We start from the raw sequence: 19,975 nt of genomic DNA, 5'->3' as shown, positions 1-19,975 counted from the left end.
TGCGATGCCTATACTACGTCGTTTCAAACAGGTCGACGTTTTCACCCAGCAGCCTTTCAAGGGCAATCCGCTTGCCGTCATTATGGAGGCGAAGGGATTAACCGATGCGCAAATGCAGGAGATCGCCCGCTGGACAAACCTGTCAGAAACCACGTTTGTCCTGCCAGCCACCGATCCTCTGGCGGATTACCACGTACGCATTTTTACGCCAGAATCGGAAATGCCCTTTGCCGGACACCCTACGCTAGGCACCGCGCATGCTCTGCTGGAAGAAGGATTGCGCCCTAAATCCCCAGGTCAGTTAGTGCAACAGTGCGGCGTTGGCTTAGTGCCAATTAATATTAATGATGACGGCAGTCTGGCTTTTCACGCGCCGCAGGCCACCATGGTTCCGTTTGGTGATGAGCATGTGCCACTGCTGGAAAAAACGCTGGGCATTACTGGTTTGGGTAGTGCTGCTATCGATAACCGCTACCCGCCCACTGCGGTGCACATGGGCATTCGCTGGCTGGTGATTCGTGTCGACAGTGCCGACACCTGTCTGAACATCACACCGGATGCAGACGCGCTCTCAGCCGTGCAAAACCTCAGCCAGACTAACGGCATCGCTATCTACGGCCCGCACGATAACGCGACGCCAGCCGATTATGAAGTTCGTGCGCTCTATATTGAACGTGGCCATCTTAAAGAAGATCCGGTTACCGGCAGTGCCAACGCCTGTCTGGCAGTGCTGCTTCGCCAACAGCATTCTATTAATAACGTCACCGCGCCACTCAGCTACCTTGCACGACAGGGCACGATGCTGAACTGCGATGGCCGCATTACCGCCACTTACCTAAACGATGAACCCTGGATCGGCGGGCACAGCCTCACAATCGTTGACGGTACTTTGCAGGGGTAAGGGATTTTATGGAAACGCCATTTGTCGATATGTCAGTTATCGATGCTCTGTATGAACTACGGCATCCACCACATTTGCGCCTGACGATACAGGAAGAGCGCGATGCCGATACGCTCTTCACCCTGATTCAGCAGGAAAAAGCGCGTCTGCGGCGGACGTTACCCTGGCCGGATTCTGTTAAGACCGTCGATGACACACGTGAAACCATTCGCGCCAATAGAAAGGCATTCTTCGACAAAACGGCCGCTGTGTACGTTATCCGCTGGGACGATGCGCTGGCTGGCATCGTCTCCTTCAACACGATTCAGGATAAAGAAGGCGTCATCGGCTACTGGATCGCCGAAGCCTTTGAAGGTAAAGGCATCGTTTCTCAGGCTGTCAGTACACTGATAGCCGCCTATACCGATGCGAATCTCGTTGGGCGCTGCGTCATCAGAGCCTCAACCGCCAACACGCGTAGCAACGCTGTCGCTCAACGGCTTGGCTTCCACTTTCACCACACGGAGAAAGACGCCGAGCAGATTGGCGAGCAGTGGTTCGATCACAATATTTATCGCTATCCTGCCTGATATTACCCCGTATACCTTCCATCGCCTGATGCGCTGACCTCCCGGCTGCGCATCAGATTCTTTCTCTTCACGATGCATGACCTTTGCCATATCGTTATATTTTTGTGACTAACATCACAAAAATGTTGAAATCCGATCTCATCTTCGCTACCATTAAAAACGTGATGAATATCACACTTAATTAACCCGTTAGAGGAGCCTGATAATGAAAACGATGCGCAGAATCAGCAAATTCTTTAAAAGAATGGGAGATGTTTATGTCAGTTACTGTGAACGTATTGGGTCAATCATCAGCCCGTTCTGATTGTGATATAAACAATCTCTGAAGCCGCCTCCTACAGGCGGCTTTTGTTTTTTCAGCCTCTCTTTCACCCTGCTCATCCCTCTTTCCTTTTTGTCTACCCACACGTCGCAGATTTGTGTAGCACGCCGCATGCCTGAACATTCTCTTTTAAAAACAGCTCAATGCGTTTTCCTTTCACGGCAAAACCACCGTTAACAGGCTCTGCTTTTCTCTGGCTGTACTGGCTTCGCTTACGACGTCTGCGCTAAAAGTTATACTAATAATTCAAGTGACGTGAACCAATTGATACCCATGACCGCCGCTGGCGACGGCTATACAGCCATGACTCTGACGCCCGGCCTCAACTCACCATACTAGCGCTACGCCCGTTTGAAGCTATCTATTGGGTACAAGGAATGCCGGAGAAAGAGGATAAGATTCAGGGCTAGAGGATATCGTGAGATGTAGCGGGTAACCCCGCTACATTATTACCAGAAACTAGATTGGCAGGAACTAGCGCTTAGCCAGCAGTAACCCTAATACCAGCCCCACGGTGGCACCGATACCGATACCGTGCCAAGGTTTGTCATGCACATAAACATCGGCTTTGTCAGCCACCTGCTTGGCGCGCGCATAATAGCTGTCAGTCACACCAATGCGGGCTTTGACTTCCAACAGCGCTTTTTCCGCTCCCTTCTTTAAATCAAGGTAGGCTTGGTCTGCCTGATCGCCCGTATAGCGCAATACCTCATCCAGCGTTTCAGACAGAAGTTTTAAATCATCATCGACACGAATATCTTCAGGCTGTTTTTTTGCCGCTGCCATAAAGTGCTCCCTTCTGTTATGAAAAGTCATGAGTTATAAATCGTTGCCTGATTAACTATAGACAAGTTTGCGCCGTTCCTACGGCTTCAACAGACCAGACCATTCCTAAAACGTATATTGCTTCCATAAAAAACGCAGGGAGGGTTTTTCAACGTCGCGTACGACTGTCCGAAGGGTGGCGAGCAGGAAGCTCGCCATAAAAAAAACGCCGTTGATTCTCATCAACGGCGCTTCATTACTCAAGCAGACTCTCGTCAGTGGTTACATCATTGGCTGCGCCAATTGCACCAGAGAGATAAGCGGCTGCGGATACAAACCAAAGAACAGTACGGCGATGGAGGAGATTAGCACGACCACACCACCCGCAGTTAAAGCCCAGTTGTTTGGCGTATCACGCTGCAACACCTGCGGCGCATTCAGGAACAAACTCACCATCACACGCAGATAGTAGTACAGACCAATGGCACTACCCAGCACGACCGCACCAGTCAGCCACCACAGTTCAGCATTAACACCGACCGCCAGCACATAGAATTTGCCGAAGAAGCCCAGCGTCATCGGGATGCCCGCCAGCGACAGCATCATCACCGTCATCACCGCAGACAGGATTGGTTTATGCCAGAACAAACCACGGTAAGAGAACAGTGAATCGGCATCCGGGCCACGGTACGGGCTAGACATCAGGCTAACCACACCGAACGCGCCCAGGCTGCTGAACAGGTAACCCACCAGATAAACACCGACGGTTTCCAGCGCTAGTTGATGGCTCTGAACCGCGATCAGGGCAACCAGCAAATAGCCCAAGTGCGCGATGGAAGAGTAGCCGAGCAAACGTTTGATGTTGGTTTGCGATACCGCCATCACGTTACCGAACAGGATCGACGCAAACGCGATGACACCCAGCACGATTCTGACGGATTCGCTGTCAGCCATCGGCGCGTACAGGAACAGACGCATGACTGCACCGAAAACGGCAATTTTACCGGCCGTCGCCAGAAACGTAGACACGGGCGCAGGTGCCCCTTGATACACATCAGGCGTCCACAGCTGGAACGGAACCAGAGACAGCTTGAAGCCCAGACCGACAATCATCATCCCCAGGCCTGCCAGCAGCAGCGGCTCATGGATTTGGTGATCGCTCAGGCTCTTACCGAGGCTGGCGAAGCTCATATCGCCTGATTCAGCATAAATCAGCGCCATACCAAACAGCAGGAAGGAAGACGCGGCTGCCGACAGCAGCATGTATTTAATACTGGCTTCCAGCGAACGTTTCAGGCGGAAGGCATAGCCGACCAGACCAAACAGCGGGAGAGAAAGCAGTTCAATCCCAATGAACAACGAAGCCAGATGGTTAGCACTCGCCAGCAAGACTCCACCTAACGCCGCGATGAGAACCAGCAGGTAGAACTCATCACGGTTGTCTGGGTAGCCTTGCAGCCACGGATAAGCAAACGTGCTGGTTGCCAGACTGGCAAGCAGAACCAGTCCGGTATAGAACATCGAGAAGCCATCAACACGCAGCAGCGGCGTCACGTCCGTTGGGCCAACCTGACCGACAAAGTACAGTGACAGCAACGCAATATTCAGGCCGATAACCGTCATGGTTGCGTTGACAAAATGGTTGCGTCGCCACGCAATGCACAGCATCACAACCACTACCGTCAATCCGACGATCAACAGCGGCGATAGCGCAATTAGTTGTTGAAGAGTTATTGTCATGGCGAATTACGGCCTTGTTGTTGAAATAATTGAATCTGGAGCAGACGACATAAACCACTGCTGGATATTTGACATCGCGGCACTGGAGGTATCCAGAATCGGTTGCGGGTAAACCCCTAACAACACCAGTAATACCACCAACAGCATCACGATAGACAATTCGCGGAGCGACATACTCTTCAATGGTTCATCAGATTTAGGCGTACCGTAATAAGCACGCTGAATCATGATCAGTGAGTAGACCGACGCAAATACCAGACCGAAGGTTGAGATCACCGTAATCACCGGCACAACCTGATAGCTGCCGAACAGAATCATGAATTCGCCGACAAAGTTACCTGTGCCCGGCATCCCCAAGGTTGCCACAGCAAAGAACAGAGACAGCGCAGGCAGGAACTTCAGACGCGACCACAGGCCACCCATTTCACGCATGTCACGGGTATGCAGACGTTCGTAAAGTTGACCACACAGAATGAACAGACCCGCAGCGGACAAGCCGTGCGCAATCATCTGAATCACCGCGCCCTGATAAGCCAGTTGATTACCGGAATAGATGGCAATCATCACGAAGCCCATGTGGGACACAGAGGTATAAGCAATCAGACGTTTAATATCCGTCTGTTTAAACGCCAGCCAGGCACCGTAGAAGATACCAATCACACCCAGCCACATGGCAATCGGTGCAAAGGCATGGGAGGCATTCGGGAACAGCGGCAGACTGAAACGCAGCAGGCCATATGCCGCTGTTTTCAACAGGATCCCTGCAAGGTCAACAGAACCCGCCGTTGGCGCCTGGCTGTGTGCATCCGGCAGCCAGCCGTGCAACGGCACGACAGGCATTTTTACCGCAAACGCGATGAAGAAACCCAGCATCAGCAGATATTCAACACCGTATGACATCGGCGTCTTCAGCAGGTCTTCATAGTTGAACGTCCAAACGCCAGTGGCATTGTGATGCACAAAGACCAGCGCCAGAATCGCGATCAACATGATCAGACCACTTGACTGGGTATAGATGAAGAACTTGGTCGCCGCTGTAATTCTGGTTTTACCGTCGGAGCCTTTATGCCCCCACAGTGCAATCAGGAAGTACATCGGTACCAGCATCATTTCCCAGAAGAAGAAGAACAGGAACATGTCGATGGCAAGAAACACGCCGATAACGCCGCCCAGAATCCACAGCAGGTTCAGGTGGAAGAAACCCTGATAGCGCTGAATTTCATTCCAGGAACAGAGGATTGCCAACACGCCCAGCAACCCCGTCAGCACCACCATCAGCAGTGATAGGCCGTCCAGCGCAAGATGGATGCCGATGCCGAAGCGCGGGATCCATGGCACATAAAACTCAGATTGCCATTGTGGTACGCCTGTTGGTGCGGTCAGCGAATAACCGCCTTGCAACCACAGTTGCAGAGACAGTGCGAGTGTCAGCCCCATTGCAATCAACGCTATCCAGCGCGGTACTTTCGTACCAAAACGCTCTAACTGCCAGCACAGCAGACCGCCGATAAAGGGGAGAAGAATTAGCCAAGGTAGTAGCATGGCGTTTTGTGTCCCTAAATTAAAGAAATCTGAAAACTTGCCGTGGCGGGCATCCCTATCAGCGGAATGCCCTACCTTTTATACGTTACCGGATACTGCCTTAGACCAGCAGTAACAAGGCCAGCACCAGCACGGCACCAAAGCCCATTGAAGCAACGTACCAGCGCAATTGACCATTCGCACTGAGCGCCAGCCCACGGTTACCCCAACGGGTAATTGTAGCCGGAAGCGTCATCAATGCATTTAACGGATCACGCTGCAACAGCTTCGCGATAGCCAGATACGGTTTAACAAAGACATGGTCGTACAACCAGTCGAAGCCCCACGCGTGGAACCACCAGGTCGAGAAGAAACGACCAGGAGCACTCTTCGCGATGCTATTCACCGCCTGACGTTTACCCAGCCACAGCACAGCGGCAAGCAGAATACCGGCAATCGCCACCACGCCAGAGGTAATTTCCAGCGTCATCAGTTGACCGTGTTCAAGCTCAGTCGTTGCCGGCAATACACCGTGCAACGGCGGAACAATCATCGCACCAATAAAGGTGGACAGAATCATCAGCACAACCAGCGGTAAGTGGTGAGAAATGCCTTTTCCTGCATGCGCTTTGGTTTTCTCTTCACCGTGGAACACGATGAAAATCATACGGAACGTATACAGCGAGGTCATGAAGGCACCGGCCAAGCCAGCCACCATCAGATTGATGTGACCATTTGCCCATGCGCCAGCCAGAATCTCGTCTTTACTGAAGAAGCCTGCGGTAACCAGCGGCAGTGCAGCCAGCGCCGCGCCTCCGACCAGGAAGCAAACATAAACCAGCGGAATCGTTTTACGCAGGCCGCCCATCTTGAAGATGTTCTGCTCATGGTGGCAGGCCAGAATCACCGAACCAGACGAAAGGAACAGCAGCGCTTTAAAGAACGCGTGCGTCATCAGGTGGAAAATCGCGGCATCCCATGCCTGAACGCCCAGCGCCAGGAACATGTAACCAATCTGGCTCATAGTAGAGTAAGCCAAGACGCGTTTGATGTCGGTTTGAACCAGAGCGGCAAAACCCGCCAGCACCAGCGTGACTGCACCCACAATCCCCACCAGATGCAGAACATCCGGTGCCATCAGGAACAGGCCGTTGGTGCGCGCAATCAGGTAAACACCCGCGGTAACCATCGTGGCGGCGTGGATCAATGCAGATACCGGTGTTGGACCAGCCATCGCATCCGCCAGCCAGGTTTGCAGCGGCAGCTGTGCCGATTTACCGACCGCACCACCCAGCAACATCAGGGTAGCCCAGGTGATTTCCGGTGAACCTTCCGCCAGTTTCTGCGGTGCCAATACCATCAACTCGCGGAAGTTAAGCGTACCCAGCTCTTTGTAAAGGATGAACAGGGCAAAGGCGAGGAAGACGTCACCCACACGCGTAACGATGAAAGCTTTCATCGCCGCCGCGCCGTTCTTCGGATTGGTGTAGTAGAAACCAATCAGCAGGTAACTGCACAGCCCCACCCCTTCCCAACCGAGGTACATCAACAACAGGTTATCAGCCAGTACCAGAACGACCATACTTGCGATAAACAGGTTGGTGTAGGCAAAGAAGCGGGAATATCCCTCTTCCCCACGCATGTACCAGGAGGCAAACAGGTGGATAAAGAAGCCGACACCCGTTACAACGGACAGCATCGTCACCGAAAGGCCATCGAGCGTCAGCGTGACGCTGATATCGAAGTTGCCGACGGCCATCCATGTCCACAGATGCTGATTGAAGAAGGTTACGCCGCCGTGCTGTTGGCCCATGAAATCAGCCACAACCCAAGCGGTAACCAACGCTGCCAGACCAATCGAGCCAACACCGACGGTCGCGGACGTATTTTCAGACCAGCGACCGCGGGAAAATGCCAGCAACAGAAAGCCGAGCAGCGGGAAGAGTATTGTTAAATAAAGTAAGTTCATCCGCGCATCTCACTGACTGTATCAATATTCAGGGTCTGACGACGACGATACATTTGCAGCAACAGTGCCAGACCAATACTGGCCTCAGCCGCTGCCAGCGTAATCGCCAGAATGTACATCACCTGACCATCCGGCTGCTGCCAGTAACTGCCTGCGACCACAAAGGCCAGCGCGGCAGCGTTGATCATAATTTCAAGACTGATCAACATAAACAGCAGGTTACGACGAATCAACAGACCAGTCAGCCCCAGAACAAACAGAATAGCGGCTAAAATCAATCCATGTTGTAACGGAATCATGCGCGTTCCCCCGTTATTTTCTTCTCAACGTCCTGGTTCGCGCCTTCTTTACTGACAACGTCACCACGTTTATCTTCACGACCAATGTGGAAAGCGACAACCAATCCCGCCAGCAGCAGCATTGATGCTAATTCAACGGCCAGAACATAAGGCCCAAACAGGCTGATACCCACGGCTTTCGCCTCAACAGGCGTACCCGTGATGCCCTGATCTTTCAGGCTAAGAATGGCATTGACGACAATCACCAGTAACGCCAGTGAAAGGATGCCCGGACCGATCCAGACGCTGGGCTTCAGCCAATTCCGCTCTTGTTCTTCTACGGAATTACCGAGGTTGAGCATCATGACCACGAACACAAACAGCACCATGATGGCACCCGCATACACGATGATGCTCAGCGCGCCGGCAAAATTAGCCCCCAGCGAGAAAAATACGCCCGCAATCGCCATGAGCGAGGTGACCATATACAACAATGCATGCACAGGATTGGTATGCGTAATGACGCGCAGTGTCGCCAGTATTGCAATCAAGCCTGTGGTATAAAAAGCGAATTCCATGCTAGCTCCTTAGGGCAACAGGCCTTTGACATCAATGGGTTTGGCTTCGTTTTCAGCTTCGCCTTTATCTTTCCCATCGATTGCCATACCAGCCATCCGGTAGAAATTGTATTCCGGATATTTACCCGGCCCCGATATCAGCAGATCTTCTTTCTCGTACACCAGATCCTGACGTTTGTAGTCACCCATCTCGAAATCCGGCGTCAGTTGGATCGCGGTTGTCGGGCATGCTTCTTCACAGAAGCCACAGAAAATGCAGCGCGAGAAGTTGACGCGGAAGAACTCCGGATACCAGCGACCATCTTTGGTTTCCGCTTTCTGCAATGAGATACAGCCGACCGGACAGGCCACCGCACACAGGTTGCAGGCAACACAACGCTCTTCACCATCTGGATCGCGCGTCAGCACGATACGACCACGGTAGCGCGGCGGTGGATTCACAGGCTCTTCTGGATACATTCTGGTTTCGCGCTTCTTAAAAGCATTCGATCCCACCATACAGATACTGCGTATCTGGGTGCCGAAACCAACCACTAACTCTTTCAATGTCATGGTTTATTCACCCCTTCTTAAGCGTTGTACAAAATGACAGCCGCTGTCGCCAGCAGATTCAAAAGCGTTATCGGCAGACAGACTTTCCAACCGAAAGACATCACCTGGTCATAACGCGGACGGGGTAACGAAGCACGAATCAGGATGAACATCATCATGAAAAAGCCAGTTTTCAGCGCAAACCAGACAAACGGAGGCAGGATTGGACCATGCCAGCCACCGAAGAATAAGGTCACCATCAGCGCGGAAACCGTCACGATCCCGATATATTCACCAACAAAGAACAGACCAAATTTCATACCGGAGTATTCAATGTGGTAACCATCTGCCAGTTCCTGTTCAGCTTCAGGCTGGTCAAACGGGTGACGGTGACACACCGCCACGCCTGCGATGGCAAACGTAATAAAGCCGAAGAACTGCGGAATAACGTTCCACAGGTGTTCTTGAGAATCGACGATGTCACGCATGTTGAACGAGCCCGCCTGCGCGACAACCCCCATCAGCGACAGGCCGATGAACACTTCGTAGCTCACGGTCTGAGCAGAAGCACGTACCGCACCCAGCAGCGAGTATTTGTTGTTACTCGACCAGCCGGCAAACAGCACCGCGTAAACGGCTAAACCCGCCATCATCAGGAAGAACAGGATACCGATGTTCAGATCGGCGACACCCCAGGTTGGCGTGATCGGCACAATCGCAAAGGCAATCAGCATTGACGTAAACGCGATCATCGGTGCCAGTGTGAAGATCACCTTATCGGTGAAATTCGGCACCCAGTCTTCTTTGAAGAACATTTTGATCATGTCAGCGACAAGCTGCAATGAACCGCCCCAACCTACCCGGTTCGGTCCATAGCGTCCCTGGAAGAGGCCGAGCAGTCGACGTTCACCCATACTCATGAATGCGCCACAGGTCACCACAACCAGCAGAATCACGATCGCTTTTCCGACGGAGATCAGAATCTCGATTAATTCCGGCGTTAACCAACTCATTGTGCGGCCTCCCGCAGATTTTCAACGGTTGCACCCGCCAGCACCGGTGCAATACCCGGTAAGCCCAGCGGTAAACCAACCTGTCCCTGACTCAATGCCGCACTTAAGCGCAGTGGCAGACGTAGCGTTTGTCCTGCACAGGTCAACTCAAGCAACGCACCAGCGTTCACGCCCAGCGTTGCCGCATCAGCCGGGTTCACCATCACATAAGGCTCTGGCATACGCTGCTGAATCACGTCAGAACGCTGTGACATTTCATCACTACCAAACAGGTGATAATACGGCGCAACGCGCCATTGACCCGCTTGTGGGACGAAGGCCGCAGGAATGTTATCGAAATACGCCAGCGAACCTTCACCAGCTTCGATCATACGCACACCCGGATCGCCATAACGCAAATGTCCGCCCACTTCGTCCTGGAATTTGTTCCAGGCTTGCGGTGAGTTCCAACCTGGCGCCCAGGCAAACGGAATCTGCTGACGATTAGCTGTCGGGCTGTTGTTCCCTTCCATTGAGAAGGCAAACATAGTGTCTTTATCGACGGGCTGACGTGGTTCATGCACGCTGATATTGGCACGCATTGCAGTACGTCCGCTGGAACGAATCGGTGAACGTGACAGTTTCTGACCACGAATACGGAATGAGGCGTCAGGCGCGGCATCTTTAATTGCAGCCAACTGCGGCAATTCAGCAACACACGCATCAATCACGTTATCCAACTGCGTCCAGTCAACCTGACGGCTGTTATAGGTGATATACAGCGAGTGCAGCCAGCGCCAGCTTTCCAACATCACAATCTTGTCGTTGTAGTACGTTGGGTCATAAACCTGGAAGAAACGCTGAGCGCGGCCTTCCTGATTCACCAACGTACCATCGCTTTCAGCAAAGCTGGCGGCAGACAGAATGATGCTAGCCTTGTCCATGATGCGAGTACGCTGATGGTCAACCACAATCAGGTTTTCCGCTTTTCCCAGCGCCGCGTCAACGCGAGCGATTGGGGCATGACGGTAGAGATCGTTCTCCAGAACCACCACGCTATCAGCGTCGCCGTTTTCCAACTGCGCCAGCGCGTCATCCAGCGAACCGCCCCCCATGATTGACAACCCGATGCTGTTAGCAGCAGGAGCAACAAAGGTGATGCCGACGTCAGAACCACGATTTTTCAGCGCTTTGGCAACGTTTGCCGCCGCAGAGATCACTTCCTCGCTACCTGAATTGGTACCGGAGATGATGAGTGGTTTTTTCGCACCGGCCAGCGCCTGTACGATGATATCGACTTTCTGGTCGAGGCCAGCAGCCAGATCGGTAACTGCTGGTGCACTGCTATCCAGACCGTGTGCAATGGCAAAACCAAGACGTGCCTGATCGGCAACCGGCGCACGGTAATTCCATGCGGCGATGTCGTCCAGACGGGTGTTGTCGACGTTGGTGACAAACAGCGGGTGCTTGGCATGCTGACCGATGTTCATGATCGCCGCAATCTGCCAGTCAGCCACTTTCTGCGCGGCTGCCATTTCACGGGCTTTGCCTTTAACGGCCTGACGAACGGCCAGTGCGATACGTGCACCGGTCTGCGTCAAGTCTTCACCCAGAATCAGAACCGCATCGTAGCCTTCGATCTCACGCAACGCTGGCGTTCTTACACCGCTTTCACGTAGCACTTTCAGGATCAGTTGCAGACGATTTTGTTCTTCCTGCGCGATACCGGTGTAGAAGTTCTCGGCACCCACCAGCTCACGCAACGCGAAGTTGCTTTCAATGCTGGCACGCGCTGAACCGATACCGATCGTTTTCTTCGCCTGACGCAGCACATCTGCCGCACCTTGCAATGCCTGATCGGCATTCAGCGCGATCCAGTCATTACCACGACGTTGCAGAGGCTGATTCGGACGATCTTTCTGGTTGACATAGCCGTAACCAAAACGGCCGCGGTCACACAGGAAATAGTGGTTTACGCTACCGTTGAAACGGTTTTCGATACGACGCAGTTCGCCATAGCGCTCACCGGGACTGGTATTACAGCCGATGCTGCACTGCTGGCAGACGCTCGGTGCAAACTGCATATCCCATTTACGGTTATAGCGCTCAGAGTGCGTTTTATCGGTGAAAACACCGGTAGGACACACTTCAACCAGGTTGCCAGAGAACTCGCTTTCCAGCGTGCCATCTTCCGGGCGACCGAAGTAGACGTTGTCGTGTGCGCCGTAAACGCCGAGATCTTTGCCATCCGCGTAGTCTTTGTAGTAACGCACGCAGCGATAGCATGCGATACAGCGGTTCATCTCATGGGAAATGAACGGCCCGAGATCCTGATTGCGGTGGGTACGTTTGGTGAAGCGATAGCGACGGAAGTTCTGCCCCGTCATAACCGTCATATCCTGCAAATGACAGTTACCGCCTTCCTCACACACTGGACAGTCGTGCGGATGATTGGTCATTAGAAACTCAACTATCGTCTTACGGAATAGCTTAGCTTCTTCATCTTCAATCGCGATGAACGTTCCTTCGGTTGCCGGTGTCATACAAGACATCACCAGACGACCGCGGGTGTCTTCCGCGTTTTGGTACTGTTTTACCGCACAGAGGCGGCAGGATCCGACGCTCCCGAGCGCGGGGTGCCAGCAAAAGTAAGGAATATCAAGTCCCAGAGTCAGGCAAGCTTCCAGAAGGTTGTCCGCTCCGTTTACTTCATACTCTTTGCCGTCTACATGAATAGTAGCCATAGTCAGCATGCTTCCATAATGGCCCGTGTTACCACGGGCGCTAATCAAAAATTCTGTATACCCTCATCTTTCAAATCGCCAATGCGTTTGCTGCCTGCGCCTTGAAATCTATTGGGTTTATGAGGGTGGCTTATTTGCGCCACCCTGCGGATACATTCACTGCATCTCGCACGTATTGAGCGATAGCTTACCAGCGCTCTTTCAACAGGTTAGGCTGAATACCGCCAATCGCTTTGAGGTTGCCTAAATACTGTTTAGAGATACCCGCTTCGAATTCTTCCCGGAAATACTTGATGGCACTTTGCAGCGGCTCGACCGCACCCGGAGCATGCGCACAGAAGGTGTTACCCGGTCCGAGGAAACGGCAAAGCTGCTCCAGCGTTTCAATATCGCCAGGCTGGCCTTCACCCTTCTCCAGCGCACGCAGAATCTTCACACTCCACGGCAGACCATCGCGGCAAGGCGTACACCAGCCACAGGATTCACGAGCGAAGAATTCTTCGAGATTGCGCGTCAGCGAAACCATATTGATTTCGTGATCGACGGCCATAGCCAGCGCAGTACCCATACGGCTACCAGCTTTCGCAATGTGCTCAAAATCCATTGGCAGGTCGAGATGGCTTTCCGTCAGGAAATCCGTACCGGCGCCACCCGGTTGCCAGGCTTTAAGCTTCAGACCATCGCGCATACCGCCCGCGTAGTCTTCCAGAATTTCACGCGCAGTCGTACCGAACGGCAGTTCCCACAGCCCCGGACTCTTGACACGGCCGGAGAAGCCCATCAGTTTCGTGCCTGCATCTTTACTTTTACCCGCAGACAACCCCTGATACCACGCCGCGCCGTGCTCAATAATCGCTGGTACGTTACACAGCGTTTCCACGTTGTTGACGCAGGTCGGTTTGCCCCAAACACCCGCAGATGCTGGGAACGGCGGCTTGGAGCGAGGGTTAGCACGACGGCCTTCCAGTGAGTTAATCAGTGCGGTTTCTTCGCCACAAATATAACGCCCAGCGCCCGTATGCACGAACAGTTCGAAATCAAACCCGCTGCCCAGAATATTTTTACCCAGCAGGCCAGCCGCTTTTGCTTCTTCGATTGCGCGACGCAGGTGAACGGCAGCCTCAATGTATTCACCGCGCAGGAAGATGTAACCGCGGTAGGCTTTCAGCGCAAACGCGCTGATCAACATACCTTCAACCAGAAGATGAGGCTCTTGCTCCATCAGCAGGCGGTCTTTATAAGTACCAGGCTCCATCTCATCCGCGTTACATAGCAGGTAGCGGATATTCATGCTTTCGTCTTTCGGCATCAAGCTCCACTTCAAGCCTGTCGAAAAGCCCGCGCCGCCACGCCCTTTCAGGCCAGCGTCTTTAACCAGTGAGACCACTTCATCCTGCGCCATGCCGGTTAACGCTTTTTGCGCGGCGACATAGCCGTTTTTGCTGCGATATTCATCCAGCCATACTGGCTGTTTGTCTGCACGTAAACGCCAGGTCAGAGGATGCTGCTCAGCAGTCAGAACAATGTCTTTACTCATTGATACTGCTCCAATAACGATTCAATACCTTCCGGCGTCACATGGCTGTGGGTATCATCGTCAATCATCATTGACGGCCCCTTGTCGCAGTTCCCCAGGCAGCAGGTCGGCAACAGCGTGAAACGTCCATCGAACGTTGTCTGTCCCGGTTTGATGCTGAGCTTACGCTCAAGCGCAGCCTGAACGCCCTGATAGCCATTGATGTGGCACACGACGCTGTCGCAATAGCGAATAACATGACGCCCGACAGGCTGACGGAAAATCTGGCTATAGAACGTTGCCACGCCTTCCACGTCACTGGCCGGGATACCCAGCAGATCGGCAATCGCGTGGATAGCCCCATCCGGCACCCAGCCACGTTCTTTTTGCACAATTTTCAGTGCTTCGATTGACGCGGCGCGTGCATCTTCGTAGTGATGTTTTTCGTGCTCAATAGCGTCACGTTCTGCGTCAGTCAATACAAAAGCAGTGTCTTTTGTCAGCGAATCGGCAGCAGGCTGTCCCTGAGCGTCAATATGATCGTGATTGTTGTGATCATGCATAATTAGCGGTCCACATCTGACATTACGAAATCAATACTGCCGAGGTAAACGATCAGGTCGGATACCAAACATCCGCGAATGACAGAAGGAATCTGTTGCAGATGCGCATAGCTCGGCGTGCGAATACGGGTACGATAGCTCATCGTGCCGCCGTCACTGGTCAGGTAATAGCTGTTGATGCCTTTCGTTGCCTCGACCATCTGGAATGATTCATTGGCAGGCATAACCGGTCCCCAAGAAACCTGAAGAAAGTGGTTGATCAGCGTATCGATATGCTGCAACGTGCGCTCTTTTGGCGGCGGCGTCGTCAGCGGGTGATCTGCTTTGAACGGGCCTTCAGGCATGTTCTTGAGGCACTGATCCAGAATACGTAAGCTCTGACGCAGTTCTTCAACTTTCAGCATCACGCGGCTATAGCAATCGCTGATGCCGTCGCCTACTGGCACTTCAAAGTCAAAGTTTTCATAGCCGGAATACGGACGCCATTTACGCACGTCAAAACCAATACCCGTGGCACGCAGACCCGCCCCCGTTACGCCCCAGTCCAACGCTTCTTTCGCATTGTAGGCAGCGACGCCCTGAGTACGGCCTTTCAGAATGGTGTTCTGCAGCGCGGATTTGACATACGTGTCCAAACGAGCCGGCATCCAATCAAGGAATTCACGCAGCAGACGTTCCCAACCGCGTGGTAGATCGTGTGCCACACCGCCAATACGGAACCACGCTGGGTGCATACGGAAGCCGGTAATCGCTTCAACCAAATCGTAAATTTTCTGGCGGTCTGTAAACGCAAAGAACACCGGTGTCATCGCACCGACGTCCTGAATATAGGTACTGATGTACAGCAGGTGGCTATTAATACGGAACAACTCAGACAGCATGACGCGAATCGTTTTGACGCGATCCGGCACCTCAATACCTGCCAGTTTTTCCACGGCCAGTACGTACGGCATTTCGTTAACGCAGCCGCCGAGGTATTCAATACGGTCAGTATAAGGAATGTAGCTGTGCCAAGATTGGCGCTCGCCCATTTTCTCCGCACCGCGATGGTGGTAACCCACATCAGGCACGCAGTCGACGATTTCTTCGCCGTCCAATTGCAGGATAATACGGAAGGCACCGTGTGAAGACGGGTGGTTCGGACCGAGGTTGAGGAACATGAAGTCCTCGTTTTCAGTACCGCGCTTCATTCCCCACTCTTCCGGTTTGAACGTCAGCGATTCCATCTCCAGATCTTCTTTCTGCTTGGTCAGCTCGAAAGGATCGAATTCGGTCGCACGCGCCGGATAATCTTTACGCAACGGATGCCCTTCCCACGTCTGCGGCATCATGATGCGCGTCAGGTGCGGGTGACCATCAAAGGTCATACCGAACATCTCCCACGTTTCCCGTTCATACCAGTTGGCATTCGGGAACAGTTTGGTCACGGTCGGCAAATGCATATCATTTTCAGCCAACGCGACTTTCAGCATGATATCGCGGTTACGCTCAATGGAAATGAGGTGATAAAAGACGGAGTAGTCGGCGGCAGGTAAACCCTCACGATGGGTGCGCAGGCGCTCATCCATACCGTGCAGGTCAAACAGCATGACATAAGGCTTCGGCTGTTTTTTCAGGAATGCGACAACATCCAGTAATTGCTCACGTTTGACCCACACAACAGGGATACCTGTGCGGGTTGCCTGTACAGTAAATGCATCTGGTCCAAAACGGTTACACAGTTCGCCAACGACCGGATCGTTAAGATGATCGCGGGTTTGCCAGCCTGGCTGAGCGAGATCGTGTGTCGTTAAATCTGTCATAAATATGTCACCACATTAAATGTGCTATTTCTGTAGCTGATAATGACCGCACACTATTATCGAGGTATTACACGGCCACCGGGTTTATCATCTACAGGTCAAATCTCATCAGGCGAACGCAGGTTGGTCACAGCGATTCGCTCGCCGCGTTTGCGCTCACGCTCAGATTGCATGTTGGCGCGGTAAACGCCCTGTTCACCCACCACCCATGACAGAGGGCGGCGTTCTTTACCGATGGATTCTTTCAGCAGCAACAGCGCTTGCATGTAGGCTTCAGGACGCGGAGGGCAGCCCGGAATATACACGTCAACAGGCAGGAATTTATCTACGCCCTGAACGACGGAATAAATATCGTACATACCGCCGGAGTTAGCACATGCGCCCATGGAGATAACCCACTTAGGTTCCAGCATTTGCTCGTACAGACGCTGAATCACAGGGGCCATTTTGGTAAAACAGGTTCCCGCGACTACCATGAAGTCAGCCTGACGTGGCGACGCACGCAGAACCTCAGCACCAAAACGCGCGACGTCATGGACGGCGGTAAATGATGTCACCATTTCTACGTAGCAACAGGACAGGCCAAAGTTGTACGGCCACAGGGAGTTCTGACGACCCCAGTTCACCGTATCGTGTAATGCATGTTCCAGTTTGCCCATGTAGACACTGCGGTGAACATGTTGCTCCAGAGGGTCGGAAACGATCTCCTGACGTTGCAGGGGATAACGGTCATTCTCACCGTCCGGCTCTATGCGGGTGAGCGTATAGTCCATCTTAAAATGCCTCGCTGTTACTGCGGATGATTGTTGGTAGTGTTGATGATGTCTGATTTAACGACTTGTCTCTTGGAACGTACTGGGGTCCAGTCAAGTGCCCCAACGCGAACCAAGTAAATCAAACCAGCCAACAGCACCAAAATGAAAATGGTTGCTTCAATGAAGCCAATCCAGCCGCTTTCTTTGATAGACACAGCCCAAGCGTAGAGATAGAGGGCTTCAACGTCGAAGATAACGAAGAACATAGCGACAAGATAAAATTTAGCAGACAGGCGTAACCGTGCTGAACCTACGGAGTCGATACCGGATTCATAAGGTACGTTTTTGGCCCTGCCTTTTGCTCTTCCCCCCAGCAAGAACCCACCGGTCAGCATAAAGACACAAAGGCCTACGGCAATGATAAGGAATAGCCCAAATGCCCAATGATGGGCGAGGATTTCAGTAGTTGTTGACATTCTCTTTGCTTACTCATCAAAAGTGGCGGGTAACATCTCTGCTCTATTATCGGCAGTTAATGCGCCACATCGATTAAAAGGAAGGATTAATAACCACAAAAAAGCACGGAAACGTATCAGGTAAGCCTTGCTTGGTATGGTTGAGCCCCTAAATTTGTAACCTTTTTTTCAACCTTACTAAAAATAACAGTACATTACTTTACATGCACGCTGTTTTGTTAACATTTTGTGTTCTCATCCGCAGCTAAATCGAATCAGTACTTTTGTCAGTTAACCAGTGTGCAGCAGCACAGGAAGCAAGTTCACTACGTCACTATACCATTTTCACAGAAAATGCCTGTTCCCCCATGTGGTTATTAGGGGTATTTTTTGATCCAGCACACATTTTTACCAATTTAGTTAGTAAAAAAATCAAGCTGATGCTGAACAAGGTTTGATGCTATTTTCCATAACATTATTTTAAAAAAATAGAACCGGTGTTTTATAAACTGGAAGGGATCATTAATCTCCGCACACCTAGCCTATTGATGTGAAATGGAAAACGCAAAGTGGGATCGGCGTGAAGAAATCAGGCCAAGAAGGCGCTGCCGATTTCGGTTTAACACGTTAGTCATAAATCATCATCATTCGGGGTGCATCCCTACCCTCCCCGAATGATAGTTAACTTCCCATTACGATTAGATCGCGTCCTTCAGTGACGGATCAGAAGACAGTTTTGCATTCGCGCTGTTTGCTAACAGGCTGACAGGCGTAATGTGAGAGGGCTTCCCTGATTCAATCACATTGAAAATTGCCGTCGCCAGTTCGTTCTCCTGGTTAGGGTTCTGGCAGAGGAAATAACGTGTTTCAGGCAATCTCGGCAACCCCTCCTCTTCACCCAACACCCGCAGTTCTGGGCTCATCATTTCTACTGAACGTACGGTGATACCCATGCCAGCCTTCACCGCAGCACGTACCGCAGACAGCGTTGAAGCCACATAAGCAATTCGCCAAGGGATCCCCGCAGCCGTCAGTTGCTGCATAGCCAGCGTACGGAAAGGGCTCGGTTCATCCAGAACAACCAGAGGCACGGGTTCTTGCGCTCGGAACTGATAATCCGCGGCGCAGTACCATAGCGTCGGAGAACTACGCAATAACACATGAGGAAACACCACACCGTTCATTGTGGTAATGACCAGATCTATTTTTCCCTCATTCAGCATCTCCATCATTTCAGCGCTACGCTTTACGCTGACATTGACGGAGAGTTTAGGAAATACAGATGTCACTCGGTGTAAAATATAAGGAAGGATAGTGTCTGCAGTATCATCAGACGCTCCAATGGTCAACATACCCTGAATATCGCTGTACATTAATGAAATACAGGCTTCATCATTGAATTGTAATATTTTTCTGGCATAACCCAGAAACTGAACACCATGTTCGGTCAGCAATTTATTGCGCCCGTGCCGAGCAAATAGCTCCTTTCCGATGAGTTGCTCCAGCCTCTGCATCTGCTGGCTGACAGCCGATTGAGTTCGATTAACTGCGGCCGCCGCAGCTGCAAACGTATTTAAATCTGCAACGGCGACAAACGTCCTCAGTAAATCAAGATCGAGATTAAGTACTGGTCGATTTGCACTGGTCATACGATTTTTCACTTATCTATTTTAATTTTAACAAAATATTCCTGGTGTTTTATTACATGTACAGGTAATGACCGATACATTTAAAGACACTATCGCAGACGCACGATAAGGGCAAAAAAATACTTATATTTCGTTACCCCTATCGCCTTTCCATTGGTAAGACATCATATAATTAAATGGCTCACCAGCCTTAATCCTTAATTCAATAAAAACGGCACCTTCCCTTTATTTCACCTTGCGAAATAAATACGCTCCACACTTAAATAAACGCGATCTCCCTGTCACCCTATTTTGGCGCTAAAAAAGTGCGACATGAACAGTCGTC

At 51.9% G+C, this 19,975-nt stretch carries 17 protein-coding genes; 2 read left to right on the top strand and 15 right to left on the bottom strand.

Annotated elements, in window-relative coordinates; genetic code table 11:
* The first annotated feature begins 4 nt into the window (after positions 1–4).
* A complete protein-coding gene (locus DMB82_RS07460) occupies positions 5–901 on the top strand; it encodes a PhzF family phenazine biosynthesis protein (RefSeq protein WP_116162627.1) in 897 nt (298 codons plus the stop codon).
* A gap of 8 nt (positions 902–909) precedes the next feature.
* Positions 910–1,470, top strand: coding sequence for a GNAT family N-acetyltransferase (locus tag DMB82_RS07455; RefSeq protein WP_116156199.1), 561 nt, complete (start codon positions 910–912; stop codon positions 1,468–1,470).
* Between the two features lie 796 nt (positions 1,471–2,266).
* On the opposite strand, the gene elaB is transcribed toward DMB82_RS07455, so the two are convergent.
* From elaB to lrhA, 15 genes are all read right to left on the bottom strand, one after another.
* A complete protein-coding gene (gene elaB / locus DMB82_RS07450; RefSeq protein ID WP_102117732.1) occupies positions 2,267–2,578 on the bottom strand; it encodes a stress response protein ElaB in 312 nt (103 codons plus the stop codon).
* A 261-nt stretch (positions 2,579–2,839) separates the two neighbouring features.
* Positions 2,840–4,297, bottom strand: coding sequence for an NADH-quinone oxidoreductase subunit NuoN (gene nuoN / locus DMB82_RS07445; RefSeq protein WP_102117731.1), 1,458 nt, complete (start codon positions 4,295–4,297; stop codon positions 2,840–2,842).
* 6 nt (positions 4,298–4,303) lie between these two features.
* Positions 4,304–5,839 (bottom strand): NADH-quinone oxidoreductase subunit M, encoded by a 1,536-nt coding sequence (nuoM, locus tag DMB82_RS07440; RefSeq protein WP_039484058.1) that lies wholly within the window; start codon positions 5,837–5,839, stop codon positions 4,304–4,306.
* A 100-nt stretch (positions 5,840–5,939) separates the two neighbouring features.
* Positions 5,940–7,787 (bottom strand): NADH-quinone oxidoreductase subunit L, encoded by a 1,848-nt coding sequence (gene nuoL / locus DMB82_RS07435; protein ID WP_116156198.1) that lies wholly within the window; start codon positions 7,785–7,787, stop codon positions 5,940–5,942.
* Positions 7,784–8,086: an NADH-quinone oxidoreductase subunit NuoK gene (nuoK, locus tag DMB82_RS07430; RefSeq protein ID WP_005969835.1), complete on the bottom strand. Its 303-nt coding sequence runs from the start codon at positions 8,084–8,086 to the stop codon at positions 7,784–7,786. The genes nuoL and nuoK overlap by 4 nt, the downstream gene beginning before the upstream one ends.
* Positions 8,083–8,643 carry an NADH-quinone oxidoreductase subunit J gene (gene nuoJ, locus DMB82_RS07425; RefSeq protein WP_102117729.1) on the bottom strand — a complete coding sequence of 187 codons (561 nt, stop codon included), beginning with the start codon at positions 8,641–8,643 and terminating at the stop codon, positions 8,083–8,085. Before nuoJ ends, nuoK begins: the two co-directional genes overlap by 4 nt.
* A gap of 9 nt (positions 8,644–8,652) precedes the next feature.
* Positions 8,653–9,195 (bottom strand): NADH-quinone oxidoreductase subunit NuoI, encoded by a 543-nt coding sequence (nuoI, locus tag DMB82_RS07420; RefSeq protein WP_010278884.1) that lies wholly within the window; start codon positions 9,193–9,195, stop codon positions 8,653–8,655.
* Between the two features lie 17 nt (positions 9,196–9,212).
* Positions 9,213–10,187 (bottom strand): NADH-quinone oxidoreductase subunit NuoH, encoded by a 975-nt coding sequence (gene nuoH / locus DMB82_RS07415; protein WP_102117728.1) that lies wholly within the window; start codon positions 10,185–10,187, stop codon positions 9,213–9,215.
* The gene (nuoG, locus tag DMB82_RS07410) at positions 10,184–12,910 is read right to left on the bottom strand and encodes an NADH-quinone oxidoreductase subunit NuoG (RefSeq protein WP_116162629.1); all 2,727 of its coding nucleotides are present in this window, start codon (positions 12,908–12,910) and stop codon (positions 10,184–10,186) included. The genes nuoH and nuoG overlap by 4 nt, the downstream gene beginning before the upstream one ends.
* Before the next feature lie 187 nt (positions 12,911–13,097).
* Positions 13,098–14,447, bottom strand: a complete 1,350-nt coding sequence (nuoF, locus tag DMB82_RS07405; protein WP_102117726.1) for an NADH-quinone oxidoreductase subunit NuoF — start codon at positions 14,445–14,447, stop codon at positions 13,098–13,100.
* Entirely contained in the window at positions 14,444–14,989 is a 546-nt protein-coding gene (gene nuoE, locus DMB82_RS07400) for an NADH-quinone oxidoreductase subunit NuoE (RefSeq protein ID WP_102117725.1), read from the bottom strand. Before nuoE ends, nuoF begins: the two co-directional genes overlap by 4 nt.
* Positions 14,990–14,991: 2 nt before the next feature.
* The gene (gene nuoC, locus DMB82_RS07395) at positions 14,992–16,791 is read right to left on the bottom strand and encodes an NADH-quinone oxidoreductase subunit C/D (RefSeq protein ID WP_109412260.1); all 1,800 of its coding nucleotides are present in this window, start codon (positions 16,789–16,791) and stop codon (positions 14,992–14,994) included.
* Positions 16,792–16,889: 98 nt separating this feature from the next.
* A complete protein-coding gene (locus DMB82_RS07390; protein WP_005969846.1) occupies positions 16,890–17,564 on the bottom strand; it encodes a NuoB/complex I 20 kDa subunit family protein in 675 nt (224 codons plus the stop codon).
* A gap of 17 nt (positions 17,565–17,581) precedes the next feature.
* Positions 17,582–18,022: an NADH-quinone oxidoreductase subunit A gene (locus DMB82_RS07385; RefSeq protein ID WP_010278904.1), complete on the bottom strand. Its 441-nt coding sequence runs from the start codon at positions 18,020–18,022 to the stop codon at positions 17,582–17,584.
* Positions 18,023–18,699: 677 nt separating this feature from the next.
* The gene (lrhA, locus tag DMB82_RS07380) at positions 18,700–19,650 is read right to left on the bottom strand and encodes a transcriptional regulator LrhA (protein ID WP_102117791.1); all 951 of its coding nucleotides are present in this window, start codon (positions 19,648–19,650) and stop codon (positions 18,700–18,702) included.
* Positions 19,651–19,975 lie beyond the last annotated feature (325 nt).

It is taken from the genome of Pectobacterium aquaticum (assembly GCF_003382565.3).
In the GTDB taxonomy this organism is placed as follows: Bacteria; Pseudomonadota; Gammaproteobacteria; order Enterobacterales; family Enterobacteriaceae; genus Pectobacterium; species Pectobacterium aquaticum.
The sequence above is the reverse complement of the archived record's forward strand: the minus strand, read 5'-3'. Positions and strand labels throughout refer to the sequence as shown.